16 protein-coding genes are annotated in these 14130 nt (G+C 74.9%); 2 read left to right on the top strand and 14 right to left on the bottom strand.

Annotated features, from left to right (window positions below):
- Positions 1–26: 26 nt before the first annotated feature.
- The 12 genes from ND486_RS24430 to ddaH all read right to left on the bottom strand — a co-directional run bounded on the left by ND486_RS24430 (position 27) and on the right by ddaH (position 10855).
- Positions 27–128 (bottom strand): 30S ribosomal protein bS22, encoded by a 102-nt coding sequence (locus ND486_RS24430; RefSeq protein WP_010241351.1) that lies wholly within the window; start codon positions 126–128, stop codon positions 27–29.
- Between the two features lie 211 nt (positions 129–339).
- On the bottom strand, positions 340–552 hold the full coding sequence (locus ND486_RS24435; protein WP_062398062.1) for a helix-turn-helix domain-containing protein: 213 nt from the start codon (positions 550–552) through the stop codon (positions 340–342).
- A gap of 186 nt (positions 553–738) precedes the next feature.
- A complete protein-coding gene (proC, locus tag ND486_RS24440) occupies positions 739–1539 on the bottom strand; it encodes a pyrroline-5-carboxylate reductase (RefSeq protein ID WP_251786747.1) in 801 nt (266 codons plus the stop codon).
- A gap of 20 nt (positions 1540–1559) precedes the next feature.
- Positions 1560–2405: a thioesterase family protein gene (locus tag ND486_RS24445; RefSeq protein WP_251786748.1), complete on the bottom strand. Its 846-nt coding sequence runs from the start codon at positions 2403–2405 to the stop codon at positions 1560–1562.
- A 9-nt stretch (positions 2406–2414) separates the two neighbouring features.
- Complete coding sequence (locus tag ND486_RS24450; RefSeq protein ID WP_224402379.1) at positions 2415–3239, bottom strand: sugar phosphate isomerase/epimerase; 825 nt, start codon at positions 3237–3239, stop codon at positions 2415–2417.
- Positions 3240–3301: 62 nt separating this feature from the next.
- Positions 3302–4750 carry a hypothetical protein gene (locus ND486_RS24455; protein ID WP_251786749.1) on the bottom strand — a complete coding sequence of 483 codons (1449 nt, stop codon included), beginning with the start codon at positions 4748–4750 and terminating at the stop codon, positions 3302–3304.
- A complete protein-coding gene (locus ND486_RS24460) occupies positions 4750–5757 on the bottom strand; it encodes a Ppx/GppA phosphatase family protein (RefSeq protein WP_062398070.1) in 1008 nt (335 codons plus the stop codon). Before ND486_RS24460 ends, ND486_RS24455 begins: the two co-directional genes overlap by 1 nt.
- Positions 5758–5803: 46 nt before the next feature.
- Positions 5804–6493: a response regulator transcription factor gene (locus ND486_RS24465; RefSeq protein ID WP_062398072.1), complete on the bottom strand. Its 690-nt coding sequence runs from the start codon at positions 6491–6493 to the stop codon at positions 5804–5806.
- A gap of 1 nt (position 6494) precedes the next feature.
- The gene (locus tag ND486_RS24470; protein ID WP_251786750.1) at positions 6495–7757 is read right to left on the bottom strand and encodes an ATP-binding protein; all 1263 of its coding nucleotides are present in this window, start codon (positions 7755–7757) and stop codon (positions 6495–6497) included.
- Between the two features lie 223 nt (positions 7758–7980).
- On the bottom strand, positions 7981–8715 hold the full coding sequence (locus tag ND486_RS24475; RefSeq protein ID WP_167409998.1) for a phosphoglyceromutase: 735 nt from the start codon (positions 8713–8715) through the stop codon (positions 7981–7983).
- Positions 8716–8732: 17 nt separating this feature from the next.
- Positions 8733–9953, bottom strand: a complete 1221-nt coding sequence (gene rocD / locus ND486_RS24480; RefSeq protein WP_374231733.1) for an ornithine--oxo-acid transaminase — start codon at positions 9951–9953, stop codon at positions 8733–8735.
- Positions 9950–10855 (bottom strand): dimethylargininase, encoded by a 906-nt coding sequence (gene ddaH, locus ND486_RS24485; protein WP_374231735.1) that lies wholly within the window; start codon positions 10853–10855, stop codon positions 9950–9952. Before ddaH ends, rocD begins: the two co-directional genes overlap by 4 nt.
- Before the next feature lie 17 nt (positions 10856–10872).
- On the opposite strand from ddaH, the gene ND486_RS24490 reads away from it, so the two are divergent.
- Together ND486_RS24490 and ND486_RS24495 are read left to right on the top strand one after the other, a co-directional pair.
- Complete coding sequence (locus ND486_RS24490) at positions 10873–11304, top strand: Lrp/AsnC family transcriptional regulator (RefSeq protein WP_226368258.1); 432 nt, start codon at positions 10873–10875, stop codon at positions 11302–11304.
- Positions 11305–11361: 57 nt separating this feature from the next.
- The gene (locus tag ND486_RS24495; protein ID WP_100878790.1) at positions 11362–11871 is read left to right on the top strand and encodes a VOC family protein; all 510 of its coding nucleotides are present in this window, start codon (positions 11362–11364) and stop codon (positions 11869–11871) included.
- 7 nt (positions 11872–11878) lie between these two features.
- Here ND486_RS24495 and ND486_RS24500 read toward each other — a convergent pair whose 3' ends face one another.
- Together ND486_RS24500 and gabP are read right to left on the bottom strand one after the other, a co-directional pair.
- Complete coding sequence (locus tag ND486_RS24500) at positions 11879–12643, bottom strand: GntR family transcriptional regulator (protein ID WP_218622827.1); 765 nt, start codon at positions 12641–12643, stop codon at positions 11879–11881.
- Positions 12644–12689: 46 nt separating this feature from the next.
- Positions 12690–14093, bottom strand: coding sequence for a GABA permease (gene gabP / locus ND486_RS24505; RefSeq protein WP_062398084.1), 1404 nt, complete (start codon positions 14091–14093; stop codon positions 12690–12692).
- Between the last annotated feature and the right edge of the window lie 37 nt (positions 14094–14130).

Raw genomic sequence — 14130 nt, forward strand, 5'->3', positions numbered from 1 at the left:
AGGCGGGGGCGCGGCCGGTGCGCGAGTCACTTGCCGAGCTTGCGGCGCTGCACCCGGGTCTTGCGCAGCAGCTTGCGGTGCTTCTTCTTCGACATCCGCTTGCGGCGCTTCTTGATGACCGAGCCCATGTGGGTGCTCCTCCTGTGTCGACGCAGATCGTCAGCGACCGCTCCACCGGGTGACCTCGGAGTGGGCCGCCCGCACGATCCGTGCACGTGGACACGAGGCGCGGGCCGGGCGACGCCCGCCGGAGCGGGGCGACGACGCGATGCGACCGGTGGGGGTCGGCAGCCGGTTCACCAGTCTACCCGGGCGTACCGGCCTTCACCCCACCGGGGATCAGCCCGCGTCGAAGTAGGCGTTGCGCAGGTAGTCCTCGACCGCGCGCTGCGGCACGCGGAACGAACGACCGACCCGCGCGGCGGGCAGCTCGCCGGAGTGGACGAGCCGGTACACGGTCATCTTCGAGACGCGCATCATCGACGCGACCTCGGCCACCGTCAGGAACTGGACCTGGGACGGCCGTAGGGGCTCGGGACGTTCCGCCGCCATGGGGCACCGCCTTCCTCCCCCGAGACGGGTTCCCCGGTTCGCCCGGTGGTGGGGGATGCAGGTGCAGTCTACCGGGGCGGATGTGACGATCGGTCCGCCAGAGGGGGGCCCGATCGTGCTACAGCACGGCGCGTCCGTGTGACTTTGCGTCATACGATGAGCTGAACGAGGTACCGGCGGCCCGGGTCAGCCGCGACCGAGCGCCACCGAGCGGTCGTGCGCCGCGGCGACCGCGTCGGCCAGGGCCGCACGCAGCCCGTGCCGCTCCAGCTCGCGCAGGGCGGCCGCCGTCGTCCCGGCCGGCGAGGTGACGTTCTCCCGCAGCACCGCGGGGTGCTCGCCGGTCTCGCGCAGCATCCGCGCGGCACCGAGCGCGGTCTGCACGGTCAGCTCGGTCGCGTCGGGGCGGGTCAGGCCCAGCCCGACGCCCGCCTCGATCATCGCCTCGGCGACGAGGAAGAAGTACGCGGGCCCGGATCCGGACAGCGCGGTCGCGGCGTCCTGCTTCGCCTCGTCCAGGCGCAGCACCGCGCCGACGGTGGACAGCAGTGCCTCGGTCTCGTCGAGGTGCGCGGGGGTCGCGTGCGTGCCCGGGGAGATCGCGCACATCGCCGCGCCGAGCAGCATCGGGGTGTTCGGCATGACCCGCACGACCGGCGTGCCGTCGGGCAGGGCGCCCTCGAACAGCGAGGTCGGCAGGCCCGCGCACAGCGACACGACGAGCGCGCCCGGCTCCAGCGCCCCGGCGACCTCGCCGAGCAGCGTGACGACGTCCTGCGGCTTGACGGCGACGACGACCGTCCCGGCCCCGCGCACCGCCTCGTCGACCGGGGCCGCGGTGACCCCCAGCGACGCGGTCAGCTCCTGCGCCCGCGCCGGGTACCGCTCGGCGACCACCAGGTCACCGGCGTCCCGTCCGGCCGCCAGCAGCCCGCCGAGCAGCGCCTCGCCGATCCGTCCCCCGCCCAGTACCGCGATCCTCGTCATGGGGGCAGCGTAGGAACCCCTCAGCGGGCCAGCGGGGCCAGGGCGAGCTGGCGGGCCTGGCAGACGGTGCGGCCGCGCGCGTCGACGACGGTGACGTCCTCGTCGAACTGCGCGCTCGACACCCCGCCGCCGGCGGGCGGGCTCGACACCGCACGCGAGCGGGACCCGACCCGCAGCCAGCCCGGGGCGGGTCGGGCCCGCAGCAGCGCGGTGAGCTGCACCGTCGGCGCCCAGCCGAACGTCCCGCCGAGGTTGAACACGGTCGGGGGCAGGATGTCGCCGGCCATCAGCGCGAACAACACGTCCGGCTCCTCGCCGCGCGGGCGGACCCAGCCGGTCATCTCCGGCGGCCCGGTCTCGCCGCGCAGGAACGGCAGCGCGCCGCGCGGGTAGCGCAGCTCGCAGGCGGCGGCCAGGCCGCGCGCACCGCCCTCGGCCGACGCCGGGTCGAGCGCGTCCGGGTCCGGTTCGACGGCGAGCGCGGAGCCGTCGTCCAGGCGTGGGGCCTCGGTCGGCAGCACGCCGGCGGTGACGGTGGAGTGCAGCATGAGCCTGCCCTCCTGGTGCAGCCGCACGGCGACCGTGGACACCGTCCGTCCGACCTTGAGCGGGTCGGTCGTGATCTCGACCGGGCCCAGGTCGGGCGCGCGCAGGAAGTCCACGGCGACGGCCAGCGGGTCGGGCGCGGGGGCGTCGTCGGCCGCGAGGCGGGCCAGCCCGGACTTGGCCATGAGGACCATCAGCAGGCCGCCGAAGGCCTTGTCCCCGATCGCCCAGGTCCCGTCGAGCCGGGCGCGGAACCGGCCGTCCCCGAGGTGCTCGATCACGTGCGAGTCGGCGAAGGGCCGGACCGTCGTACTGCTCATGCGGGCATGTTACCCACGGGTAGGGGCGACGGCGGACATCGTCGGGGTGAGGTGCAGCCGGGCGAACAGCAGCGACTCGGCGAGCAGCGCCGTGCGCTCCTGCCGGGTCCGGCAACGCCGGGTCGACACCTCCAGGACGACGGTGCCGCCGTCCGCGGCGAACCGGGAGTCGGCCAGGCGCTGGCACACCTCGGCGCACGGCTGCGCCCCGCGGCCGGGGACCAGGTGCTCGTCGCGCGGGGCACCGGAGCCGTCGGTGAGGTGCAGGTGGGTGAGCCGGTCCCCCATCCGCCCGGCGAGGTCGAGGGCGTCGACGCCGGCCGCGGCGGTGTGCGACAGGTCCAGGGTGTAGGCGCCGAACCCGACCTCGGTCGGGTCGTGGCCGAGCGCGTAGGGCACGGTGCTGATCGCGCCGCGGGTCACCGGGAACATGTTCTCGACCGGGAGCGTGACGTCGTGGAACTCGCGGGCGCGGGCGACCTCGTCGGCGAAGACCCCGGCGTAGCGGCGCTGCCAGCGGAACGGCGGGTGCACCACCACGGTGCGTGCGCCGAGCCGGGCCGCGACCTCGACGGTCCGGCGCAGCCGGTGCACCGGGTCGGCCCCCCAGACGCGCTGGGTGACGGCCAGGCAGGGGGCGTGCACGGCGAGGATCGGCACCCCGTGGCGGTGCGCGAGGCGCTCGACCGCGCGCGGGTCCTGGCTGACCGGGTCGGTCCAGATCATGAGCTCGACGCCGTCGTAGCCCAGCTCACCGGCGATCTCGAACCCGGCGGCGACGCCCTCCGGGTAGACCGAGGCCGTGGACAACGCGACGGGCGCCGACCCGGGCAGGTCGGCGGTGGGCAGGCGCGACGGTGTCACGAATCGTGGAGTCGTCACACCGTCGCTCATCGTTACCGGTCCAACAACACCAGGATCGCCGGGGACACGGTCAGCAGCAGTCCGACGAGCACCGCGAACAGCGTGGTCCTCAGGTCGTCGTTGCGCAGCAGGGCCCGTACGCCGAGCACCAGCCCGACGGTCAGCACGACCGCGAGCGACAGCGCCACGATCGGCAGCGAGGTCCACAGGTAGCGGAACAGCACCCAGATCGCCGCACCGGCGACGGCGCCGCCGATCCACTGGGCGATGACGACCGCCCAGGCCTGGCCGGTCCCGGCCGCACCGGACGGGGTGTCGCCGTCGAGGCCCGCGGGCGGCTGCGCACCGCTGTCGGTGACGGCGCCGCGGCGTCCGAAGCGGCGACGCGGGGGCTCGTCCTCCTCGACGGCGCCGGCGGCGAGCTCGCCGTGGTCCTCGTAGTCGTCGTAGTCGTCGTCCTGCGGGCGCTCGGGGGCGAGCACGCCGGTGCGGCCACCGTCGGCGGAGCCGGGTCCGTCGTCGTACCCGGCGGGGCCGTGGCGGTCGTCGTAGCGGGGGTCGGCGTCGTAGCCCCGGTCGTCGTAGCCCCGGTCCTCGTAGCCCCGGTCGTCGTAACCCTGCCGGTCGTCGTAGTCGTCGGTGTACGGGTCGTAGGCGCCGGTCGGCGGGCCCGCGTCGGCCGGATGCGGACGGGGGCCGTCGTGCTCGTCGTCCAGCGGCGGGGCGCCGAACTGGGTGGGCGGGCCGCCGTCGTCGTCGGCGGTGGGGGCCGGGCGGCGGGCGCCGAGCCGGCTGGTGGGGATCTCGTCGGGGACGTCGTCGGCCGCGCCGGGCGGGGGGCCGTACGGACCGGCCGGGCGCGGGGCGTCGCGGGGGCCCCAGGCCTGGGTGGCGGGGCCGTCGTCGTGACCGTGGGGGCGGCCGTTCGGCGGGCCCTGCGGCTCGGGCGGGAGCGGACGGGCCTGCGGGGCCGGGCCGGGACCCGCGGACCACTGACCGGGGGGCGGGCCCTGCGGCCTGCGGGGCGGGGCACCGTTCGGGGCACCGCCGAAGGCCGTGGCCCCGTGGGGCGCAGCACCGTTCGGGCTGCCGCCGTTCGGGGCGCCGCCGTAGGGAGCACCACCGTTCGGGGCGTTGCCGTTCGGCACGAACGGCTCCGGTGCGCGCCCGGCCGGCCCCTCGGAGGGGTCGGGGCGGCGCGCGGGCGGGAACGAGGGGTGCTCGACGGGGGGCGGGCCGTCGCCGCCGCGCGGGGCGAACCCGCCCGCGCCCTCGGGCGGGCGGACACGGTCGGCGGCCGCGGGGCGTCGCGGCGGGGCCGCCACGTCGGTCCGCGCGGGTGCCGCGGGCGACGGGGTGCCGGGCCCCTCGTCGTCCTCCGCGGCGCGACGACGGCGGCGTCGTCCGGGCTGCTGGCCGCCGTTGGCGGCCAGGAGCTCCGCGACCGTCCGCTGGCGAGGCTCTCCGCTGTCCACACTCATCACGACCACCGTGCCCTGTGTGTTGTCAAGGGTCCAAGCCCGCCCGGGGATGTCTGCGCCGAGCGGTCGTCCCCGTTCGTCCCATCGAGCATGTCGAAGCGCCGGAGGATCACTCCCTCGCGCAACGCCCACGGACAGATCTCGAGTTCGGTCACGCCGAGGGCGTCCATCGCGGCCTGCGCGACGACCGCCCCGGCGACGAGCTGGTGCGCCCGGCTGGCGCTCACACCGTCGAGCTCGGCGAGGTCGGGACCCGACATCCGGGTGATGAACGCCGACAGCTGGCGCAGTCCCTGCGCGGTCAGCGTGCGGCGGGCGCCCGGCCCGGCGCTGGACGGCGCGGCACCGGCGAGCCGGGCCAGCGTCCGGAAGGTCTTGGAGGTGCCGACGGCCCGGTCCGGGCGCCCCGCGGCACGCAGCCGTCCGGCGACGGGGGCGATCTCGTCGCGGACGCGCTCGGTCAGCGCGGCGACCTCCGCCCGCGACGGCGGGTCGGAGGTGAACGCCTCGCGGGTCAGCCGGCCCGCACCCAGCGGCACCGACGCGGCGACGTCGGGGGTCTCGTCGCGCCCGACGGCCAGCTCCAGCGAGCCGCCGCCGATGTCGAGCACGAGCAGCCGCCCGGCCGACCAGCCGCACCAGCGGCGGACGGCGAGGAAGGTCCAGCGGGCCTCGTCCTCGCCGGGCAGGACCTCCAGCGCCACCCCGGTCTCGCGCTGCACCCGGGCGAGGACCTCGGCGGAGTTCGTCGCGTCGCGCAGCGCGGACGTGGCGAACGCCAGGAGGTCGTCGCAGCCGGCGGCCCGGGCGGTGTCCCGGGCCCGGTGCACGCTCTCCAGCAGCGCCTTCACGCCGTCGCGGCCCAGCGCGCCCTTGCGGTCGAGGTGCTCGGCCAGGCGCAGCTGGTCCTTCTCCGAGGACATGGGCCGCGGGTGAGCACCCCGGTGGGCGTCCACCACCAGCAGGTGAACGGTGTTGGACCCCACGTCGAGAACGGCCAGGCGCACCCGATCAGGTTACCGAGCCGTTATCGACGGTCGGGCAACCCCTGGCTCACACGTCGAACTTGTAGCCGAGCCCGCGCACCGTGACCAGGTGCTTGGGCGTCGAGGGGTCGCCCTCGACCTTGGACCGCAGCCGCTTGACGTGCACGTCGAGGGTCTTGGTGTCGCCGACGTAGTCCGCGCCCCACACCCGGTCGATCAGCTGGGCGCGGGTGAGCACCCGCCCGACGTTGCGCAGCAGGTACTCCAGCAGGTCGAACTCCTTGAGCGGGAGCGCGACCTCGTCGCCGTTGACCGACACGACGTGCCGCTCGACGTCCATCCGCACCGGCCCGGCCTCCAGCACACCGGTGCCGCCCTCGGTCTCGCCGCCGGTCTCGCCCCCGCGGCGCAGCACCGCGCGGACGCGGGCGATGAGCTCGCGCGCCGAGTAGGGCTTGGTGACGTAGTCGTCGGCGCCGAGCTCCAGCCCGACGACCTTGTCGATCTCGCTGTCGCGGGCGGTCACCATGATCACCGGCACGGCGGAGCGGGAACGCAGCGCCTTGCAGACGTCGGTACCGCTCATGCCGGGCAGCATCAGGTCCAGCAGCACGATGTCGGCGCCGTTGCGGTCGAACTCGCTCAGCGCGTCGTTGCCGTTGGCCGCGACGGCGGTGGTGAACCCCTCCTTGCGCAGCATGAACGCGAGCGGGTCGGCGAAGGACTCCTCGTCCTCGACGATCAGCACCCTGGTCATCTCATCCTCCGGTTCGGGCGGTCTGGGGGGAGCTGCCGGCGGCAGCCTCACCGTGGGGGGCGCCGCCGATGCCCATCCGGGCGGGCAGGCGCATGGTGAAGGTCGATCCGGTGCCGGGACGGCTCCACAGCCGCACCTCGCCACCGTGGTTGGCGCAGACGTGCTTGACGATCGCCAGGCCGAGACCGGTGCCGCCGGTGGCCCGCGAGCGGGCCGGGTCGACCCGGAAGAAGCGCTCGAAGACCCGCTGCTGGTGCTCGGGGGCGATGCCGATGCCGCGGTCGGTCACCGCGATCTCGATCGAGCCGTCGACCGAGCGCCGGCTCACCGACACCGACGAGTCCGCCGCGGAGTAGGCGATCGCGTTCTCCAGCAGGTTCGTCAGCGCGGTGACGAGCAGCGTGCGGTCGCCGTCGACGACCAGCCCAGAGGTCTCGTCGGCGGTGATCTCGACGGCGTGCGACTCGGCCGAGGTGCGGCTGCGGGCCAGCGCCTCGGAGACGATCTCGTCGACGTCGACGGCGGCCAGCGCGGGCAGCCGTTCGGCGCCGGTCAGCCGGGACAGCGCGATCAGCTCCGACACCAGGTTCCCCATCCGGGTCGCCTCGCGCAGCAGCTTGTCGCCGAACCGGCGGACCTCGCAGACGGCGTCGGGGTCGGGCTCGCCGCCGTCGGCGGGCTCCAGGCCGTCGAGGCTGTCGAGCAGGGCCTCGGCCAGCAGTGCGACCGCGCCGACCGGGGTCTTGAGCTCGTGCGAGACGTTGGCGACGAAGTCGCGCCGGGTCGCCTCCAGCCGGGCCACCTCGGAGGTGTCGACGGCCTCGACCAGCGCGAAGCCGTCGCCGAGGGAGCGGACCCTGGCCTGCACCGCGACCGGGCCGCGGGGCGTCCGGTCCAGCGGCGAGAGGTCGACGGTGTAGTCACCGGAGACGAGCAGCCGGTCCCTGCCCTGCACCCGCCGGCAGGCGGCGAGCGCGCGCGGGTCGAGCCGCTCACCGGTGACGGCGCCGAGCGCGGCGGCCCGCGGGTTGTGCAGGAGCACCTCACCGCCGGCCCCGACCACGGCGAGCCCGGAGCTCGACTGGCGGAACGTGCGGTGCAGCAGCTCGCCGAGGGTGGGTCCGTCGGCGGCCACGGGGTCCGCCGGGGGGCGGCCGGTGCCGGGGCTGGGTCGGCCGTGCGACGGCCGTCGCGCCAGTGCGGCCCCGGCGGTGAGACCGAGGAGCAGGGCGAGGGCCGTGATCAGCCACGCGAGCGTGGTCACGGGTGCATGGTAGGCAGCCGGGGGTACCCCCTGACCAGCGCAGGACACCGGATGGTGACGCCCGCGACCCCTTCGCGCGACACTGTTCGGTCCCCGTTCACCGCGGGTTCAGCGAACCCCTCCACCCGACCCGGGGTGCTCCCAGGGTCACTCTCGTAGCGCTCTAAGCCACGAAAGTGACCCTGGGGACATCCCCGGGGGGCAGCGGGCGGGGGCGGTGGGGTCAGCGACCCTGGTTCGCCACCCCGGCGATGGCCTCCTGCGCCGCGGCCGGGTCGAGGTAGCGCCCGCCCGGGTTCGTCGGCGTCAGGTCGTCGTCGAGGTCGTAGACCAGCGGGATGCCGGTGGGGATGTTCAGGCCGGCGATGTCGGCGTCGGAGATGCCGTCGAGGTACTTCACCAGCGCGCGCAGCGAGTTGCCGTGCGCGGCGAGCAGCACGACCTTCCCCTCGCGCAGGTCCGGCACCACGGCCTCGGTCCAGTAGGGCAGGAACCGGTCGACGACGTCGGCCAGGCACTCGGTCAGCGGGGCGTCGACGCCGGCGTAGCGCGGGTCGGCGTCCTGGGAGAACTCCGAGCCCTTCTCGATCGCGGGCGGCGGGGTGTCGTAGGAGCGGCGCCAGAGCATGAACTGCTCCTCGCCGTACTGCTCCAGGGTCTGCTTCTTGTCCTTGCCCTGCAGCGCGCCGTAGTGGCGCTCGTTGAGGCGCCAGTCGCGCTTGACCGGGATCCAGTGCCGGTCGGCGGCGTCGAGGGCGATGTTCGCGGTGGAGATGGCCCGGCGCAGCAGCGAGGTGTGCACGACGTCGGGCGCGACGCCCGCCTCGGCCAGCAGCTCGCCGCCCCGGCGGGCCTCCGCCTCGCCCTGGGAGGAGAGCGGCACGTCCACCCAGCCGGTGAACAGGTTCTTCGCGTTCCAGTCGCTCTGACCGTGACGCAGCAGTACGAGGGTCGGCATGGCGGACAGCCTGCCACCTACCCGCGGGAAAGGTCGGCGAGCACCGCCCCGAACGTGTCCACCAGCACGTCCACCTCGTCGTGGGTGACCACCAGCGGCGGGGACAGCCGCACGGTCACGCCGTGGGTCTCCTTGGCCAGCACCCCCCGCCGGGCGAGTGCGACGCACACGTCGCGGCCGGTGCCGACCCGCGGGTCGACGTCGACGCCGGACCACAGCCCCACCCCGCGCACGGCGGTGAGCCCGGGCAGCGCGCGCAGCCGCGCGTCCAGGTGCGCGCCGAGCTCACGGGCCCGCGCCTGGTACTCCCCCGTCGCCAGCAGCGCGCACACCGCGGATCCGACGGCGGCGGCGAGCGGGTTGCCGCCGAAGGTGGAGCCGTGCTCGCCGGGGCGCAGCACGCCGAGCACGTCGCGCCGCCCGACGACGGCGCTGACCGGCACGATCCCACCGCCGAGCGCCTTGCCGAGGGTGTAGAGGTCGGCGCGCACCCCCGACAGGTCGGTGCACAGCGTGGCCCCGGCCCGGCCGAGCCCGGACTGGATCTCGTCGCAGACCAGCAGCACGCCCCGCCGCTCGGTGAGCTCGCGGACCGCGCGCAGGTAGCCGGGTGGCGGCACGAGCACCCCGGCCTCGCCCTGGACCGGTTCGAGCAGCACCGCGACGGTGTCGTCGGTGAGCGCGGCGGCCAGCGCGTCGGCGTCGCCGTAGGGGACGCGGTCGAAGCCGGGGGTGAACGGGCCGAAGTCGTCGCGGGCGACCGGGTCGTCGGAGAAGGAGACCACCGTCGTCGTACGGCCGTGGAAGTTCCCCCCGGCGACGACGATCCGCGCCGCCCCCGGCCGCACGCCCTTCACCCGGTACCCCCAGGCGCGGGCGACCTTCACCGCGGACTCGACGGCCTCCGCGCCGGTGTTCATCGGCAGGACGGCCTCGGTGCCGGTCAGCGCGGCGAGGTCGCGCTGGAACGCCGGCAGCCGGTCGTTGTGGAACGCCCGCGCGGTCAGGGTGAGCGTGTCGAGCTGGGCGTGCGCGGCCGCGGTGAGCGCGGGGTGGCGGTGCCCGAAGTTGAGCGCGGAGTAGCCCGCCAGCGCGTCGAGGTAGCGGACGCCGTCGACGTCGGTGACCCAGGCGCCGTCGCCGTGGGACAGCACGACCGGCAACGGCGCGTAGTTCCGTACGCCGAACTCCTCGGCGAGGGCGATCTGCGGGTCGGTGCCCGGGACCACGGCGGTCACGACCGCAGCTCCAGCGTGGCGCACTTGATCCCGCCGCCGCCCCGGCGCAGCTCCGAGGTGTCGACGCCGACGGTGCCGAACCCGCGCTCGGCCAGGTCGGCGGCGAACTTCTCGGCCTGGGGCGCGTGGACGACGGTGCGCCCGTCGGAGAAGCAGTTCAGGCCCAGCACCGCCGCGTCGTCGTCGGAGACGACCACCGCGTCGGGGAAGCGGAACCGCAGCACCTCCTGGGAGGCGTCGTCGAACGCGCCGGGCAGGTAGGCGACCGCGCCCGGCCCGCCGGCCGGGTCGAGCACCGCGAACGCGGTGTCGAGGTGGTAGTAGCGCGGGTCGACCAGCTGCAGGGACACGACCTCGCGGCCGAACACCTCCGCGGCCTCGGCGTGCGCGCGCGGGTCGGTGCGGAACCCGGTGCCCGCGTAGACGGTGTCGCCGACGAGCAGCAGGTCGCCCTCGCCCTCGTTGACGTGGCGGGCCTCGTGCACGGCGAACCCGGCGGCCCGGAACCACGCGCCGTACGCGGGCCCCTCGGCGGCGCGCTCGGTGTGCCGGAACCGGGCGGTGAGCGCGGTCCCGTCGATCACGGTGCCGCCGTTGGCGGCGTAGACCATGTCCGGGTACCCGGGCAGCGGGTCGACGAGCCGGACGTCGAACCCGAGGTCGCGGTAGACCGCGTGCAGGGTCTCCCACTGCGCCAGTGCGAGCCGGGTGTCGGTCGCCTGCTCCGGACGCATCCAGGGGTTGATCCGGTAGCTCACCGTGAAGTGCTCGGGGCGGCACATCAGCACAGAGGTCATGGGCACAGCATGGCGCGCCCACCCCGTGCGTTTCCCGGCTTCGGGCGCACGATCTGCGCGTGCCGTCCCGGTTCGGCGCTGGTTCCGCGCGCTCCGGTCTAGCATCCGGCGTCGTGGACGGGATCGACGCGATCGACCGCAGGCTGCTGGACCTCCTCCGGGTCGACGGGCGGGCCGGCTGGGCCGAGCTGGGCGAGCGGGTGGGCCTGTCGGCGTCGGCGGTGCGACGCCGGGTGGACCGGCTGACCGCCCGCGGCGTGGTGCGGGGCTTCACCGTGCAGGTGGACCCCGACGTCGAGCAGGGGCCGGGCGTGGAGGCCTACGTCGAGCTGTTCTGCCGCGGCACGGTGGCCCCGGCCGAGCTGCAGCGGATGCTGTCGGCGGTGCCCGAGGTCGTCACGGCGGGGACGGTCACCGGGGAGGCCGACGCACTGGTCCTGCTGCGCTCGCGCGACGTGCGGTCCCTGGAGGACGCTCTGGAGCGGCTGCGGCTCGCGGCCAACGTTGACCACACCCGCTCGGCCGTGGTCCTGACCTGGCTGGTGACTCGTTGAACTCTCACGGGACACCGCGTACCGTAGTCGGTTGAGAGTTCAACCAAAGGAGCAGCCGTGCCCGTCCAGCGTCTCAACCACGCCGTCCTCTACGTCCGCGACGTCCCGCGCAGCGTCGGCTTCTACCGCGACACCCTCGGCTTCCGCCCGGTCGTCGAGCTCCCGGGCGGGCGCGGCGCGTTCCTGCAGGCCGAGGGCTCGACCAACGACCACGACCTCGCCCTGTTCGGGATCGGCGCGCAGGCCGGGGCCTCGCAGGCGGGCCGCGGGACCGTCGGGCTCTACCACCTGGCGTGGGAGGTCGACACGCTCGGCGAGCTCGCCCGGATCGGCGAGCGGCTGCAGGCGGCCGGGGCGCTGGTCGGCGCCTCCGACCACGGCACGACCAAGGCGCTCTACGCGAAGGACCCCGACGGTCTGGAGTTCGAGGTGTGCTGGCTGGTCCCGGCGGCCCTGATCGACGGCGACGACCACGACATGCGCATCGAGCCGCTCGACATCGCGGCCGAGATCGCCCGCTACGGCGCGGACACCCGCGGCGGGATCGGCGTCTCGGTCCCGGCCTGAGCCCGTCTCAGCCGGGCTCGTTGAGGTCCACCCGGTAACCCGAGCGGGACGAGAACTGGGCGGTGACCGAGAACCGGTCGCCGCGGACCAGGGTGTGCCGCCACTCCACGGGGCGCCCGGCGGACAGGCCGAGCCGCTCGATCGACAGGGCGGCGACGCCCTCGTCGATGCCGAGCAGCTCCCGCTCGCCGCGCCCGGGCAGCACGGCCCGGATGTTCTCCATGCCGCCGTCGACGCGGATCCCGCAGCGGCGCCGGTACTCGGGGTAGATGCCGGTGTGGGTGAAGTCGACGTCGAGCAGCGGCGCCGCCAGCTCCTCGGGCAGCCACACCCGGTCGACGGCGAGCGGCTCGGCGTCGGCGAGACGCAGCCGCTCCAGGTGCACCAGCGGCGTGGACTCCTCCAGCCCCATCCGGGCCGCGACCACGCCGTCGGCGCGGACCTCGAAGGTCCGCACCACGCTGCGCTGGGTGCGCCCGGCGGACTCGACCGCCACGTAGAGCGAGTACGGCTCGTCGAGCGGCTGCTCGATCTCCGAGCGCACGGTCGGGCGGGCGACCCGCCCCCGCCCGGCGACGACGGCGCCGTCCTCCCGCAGCCGGCGCAGCGCCTCGCGCACGGTGTGCCTGCTGACCCCGTAGTCGGCGGCCAGCGCGAACTCGCCGGGCAGGGCCTCGTCGAACTCGCCGTCGGACAGCCGGCGGCGCAGGTCCGCCAGCAGCTGCTGCCACAGCGGCATGGTCCCGTTGCGGACCAGTGCTCGCGCCGTCATCGCCCCACCCCCTCGCGCGTGATCACCGTAGGCGAGCGCCGTGGGGTCACCGCACGGCGGCCCGCGCGCGACGCCGGGTGAGCAGCACGCCGACACCCACGACGCCGGCCGCGATGAGCGCGGTCATGCCCAGCTCGAAGCGCGAGCCCTCGCGGGTGGCCATGTAGACGAGCACCACCGGGATCACGACGATCACCGCCCAGGTGAGCACCGGGTAGCCCCACATCCGCACCGGCATCGCGACGCCGTCGCGCTCCAGCACCCGGCGCATCCGCAGCTGGGACACCGCGATGACCAGGTAGACCAGCAGTGCGATCGCGCCGGAGGTCGCGAGCAGCGCGGCGAAGACCTCCTCCGGGAAGGCGTAGTTCGCGATCACCGCGACGAACCCGACCAGCGTCGACCCGAGCACCGCGAACCGCGGCACGCCCTGCCCGGTGGTCCGGTTGACCAGGTCCGGGGCCTGCCCGCGGCGACCGAGGGAGAACAGCATCCGCGACGCCGTGTACAGCGCCGAGTTCAGGCAGCTGGCGACGGCGACGAGCACCACGACGTCGACGATCAGCTTGGCCGACGGGACGCCCAGCGCCTCCAGGGCCGCCTGGTAGGAGCCGACCTCGGGCAGCCGCGGGTCGTTCCACGGCACGATCGCGACGACGAGCAGGATCGAGGCCAGGTAGAACACCGCGATCCGCCAGATCACCGAGCGGGTGGCCCGGCCGATCCCGCGGGCCGGGTCGCCGGACTCCGCGGCCGCGATCGTGACGATCTCGGTGCCCATGAAGCTGAACATCGTCACCAGCACCGCGGCGACCACCGCGCCCGGCCCGTTCGGCAGGAACCCGCCCTCGGACACCAGCCGGGACAGCCCCGACACCGACGAGTCGTCGCCGACGAAGCCGGGCAGCAGGCCCAGCACCGCGAGCACCCCGACGACGATGAACGCGATGATCGCGACCACCTTGAGGAGGGCGAACCAGAACTCGAACTCGCCGTAGTTGGCGACGGAGAACAGGTTGGTCACCGTCAGCAGCACGGTGACGGCCAGCGCCCAGCCCCACTGCGGCACCCCCGGCAGCCACGAGTTGAGGATGACCGCGGCCGCCGTCGCCTCCACCGGGATCACGAGGACCCAGAACCACCAGTACAGCCAGCCGACGGTGAACCCGGCCCACGGCCCGATCGCCCGGTCGGCGTAGGTGGAGAACGAGCCGGAGTCCGGCTGCGCGGCCGCCATCTCGCCGAGCATCCGCATCACCAGCACGACCAGCGTCCCGGCGAAGAGGTAGGCCAGCAGCACCGCGGGGCCCGCGGTGGCGATCGCGCTGCCGGAGCCGATGAACAACCCGGCGCCGATCACCCCGGCGATGCTGATCATCGTGACGTGCCGGTCGCGCAGCCCCGCCTTCAGCTCGCCACCGGCCTCCGGCCGGTTCACGGTCTCCGTCATGGCGCCTCCCCTCCTCGGTGCCACAGCCGGCGGTGGC

It is taken from the genome of Pseudonocardia sp. DR1-2, from assembly GCF_023717215.1.
GTDB lineage: Bacteria > Actinomycetota > Actinomycetes > Mycobacteriales > Pseudonocardiaceae > Pseudonocardia > Pseudonocardia alni.

What these genes read in the sequence shown, in the direction of transcription:
- ND486_RS24430 (WP_010241351.1), bottom strand. Translation starts at nt 128, where the DNA reads ATGGGCTCGGTCATCAAGAAGCGCCGCAAGCGGATGTCGAAGAAGAAG.
- ND486_RS24435 (WP_062398062.1), bottom strand. Translation starts at nt 552, where the DNA reads ATGGCGGCGGAACGTCCCGAGCCCCTACGGCCGTCCCAGGTCCAGTTC.
- proC (WP_251786747.1), bottom strand. Translation starts at nt 1,539, where the DNA reads ATGACGAGGATCGCGGTACTGGGCGGGGGACGGATCGGCGAGGCGCTG.
- ND486_RS24445 (WP_251786748.1), bottom strand. Translation starts at nt 2,405, where the DNA reads ATGAGCAGTACGACGGTCCGGCCCTTCGCCGACTCGCACGTGATCGAG.
- ND486_RS24455 (WP_251786749.1), bottom strand. Translation starts at nt 4,750, where the DNA reads ATGAGTGTGGACAGCGGAGAGCCTCGCCAGCGGACGGTCGCGGAGCTC.
- ND486_RS24465 (WP_062398072.1), bottom strand. Translation starts at nt 6,493, where the DNA reads ATGACCAGGGTGCTGATCGTCGAGGACGAGGAGTCCTTCGCCGACCCG.
- ND486_RS24475 (WP_167409998.1), bottom strand. Translation starts at nt 8,715, where the DNA reads ATGCCGACCCTCGTACTGCTGCGTCACGGTCAGAGCGACTGGAACGCG.
- ddaH (WP_374231735.1), bottom strand. Translation starts at nt 10,855, where the DNA reads ATGCTAGACCGGAGCGCGCGGAACCAGCGCCGAACCGGGACGGCACGC.
- ND486_RS24500 (WP_218622827.1), bottom strand. Translation starts at nt 12,643, where the DNA reads ATGACGGCGCGAGCACTGGTCCGCAACGGGACCATGCCGCTGTGGCAG.
- gabP (WP_062398084.1), bottom strand. Translation starts at nt 14,093, where the DNA reads ATGACGGAGACCGTGAACCGGCCGGAGGCCGGTGGCGAGCTGAAGGCG.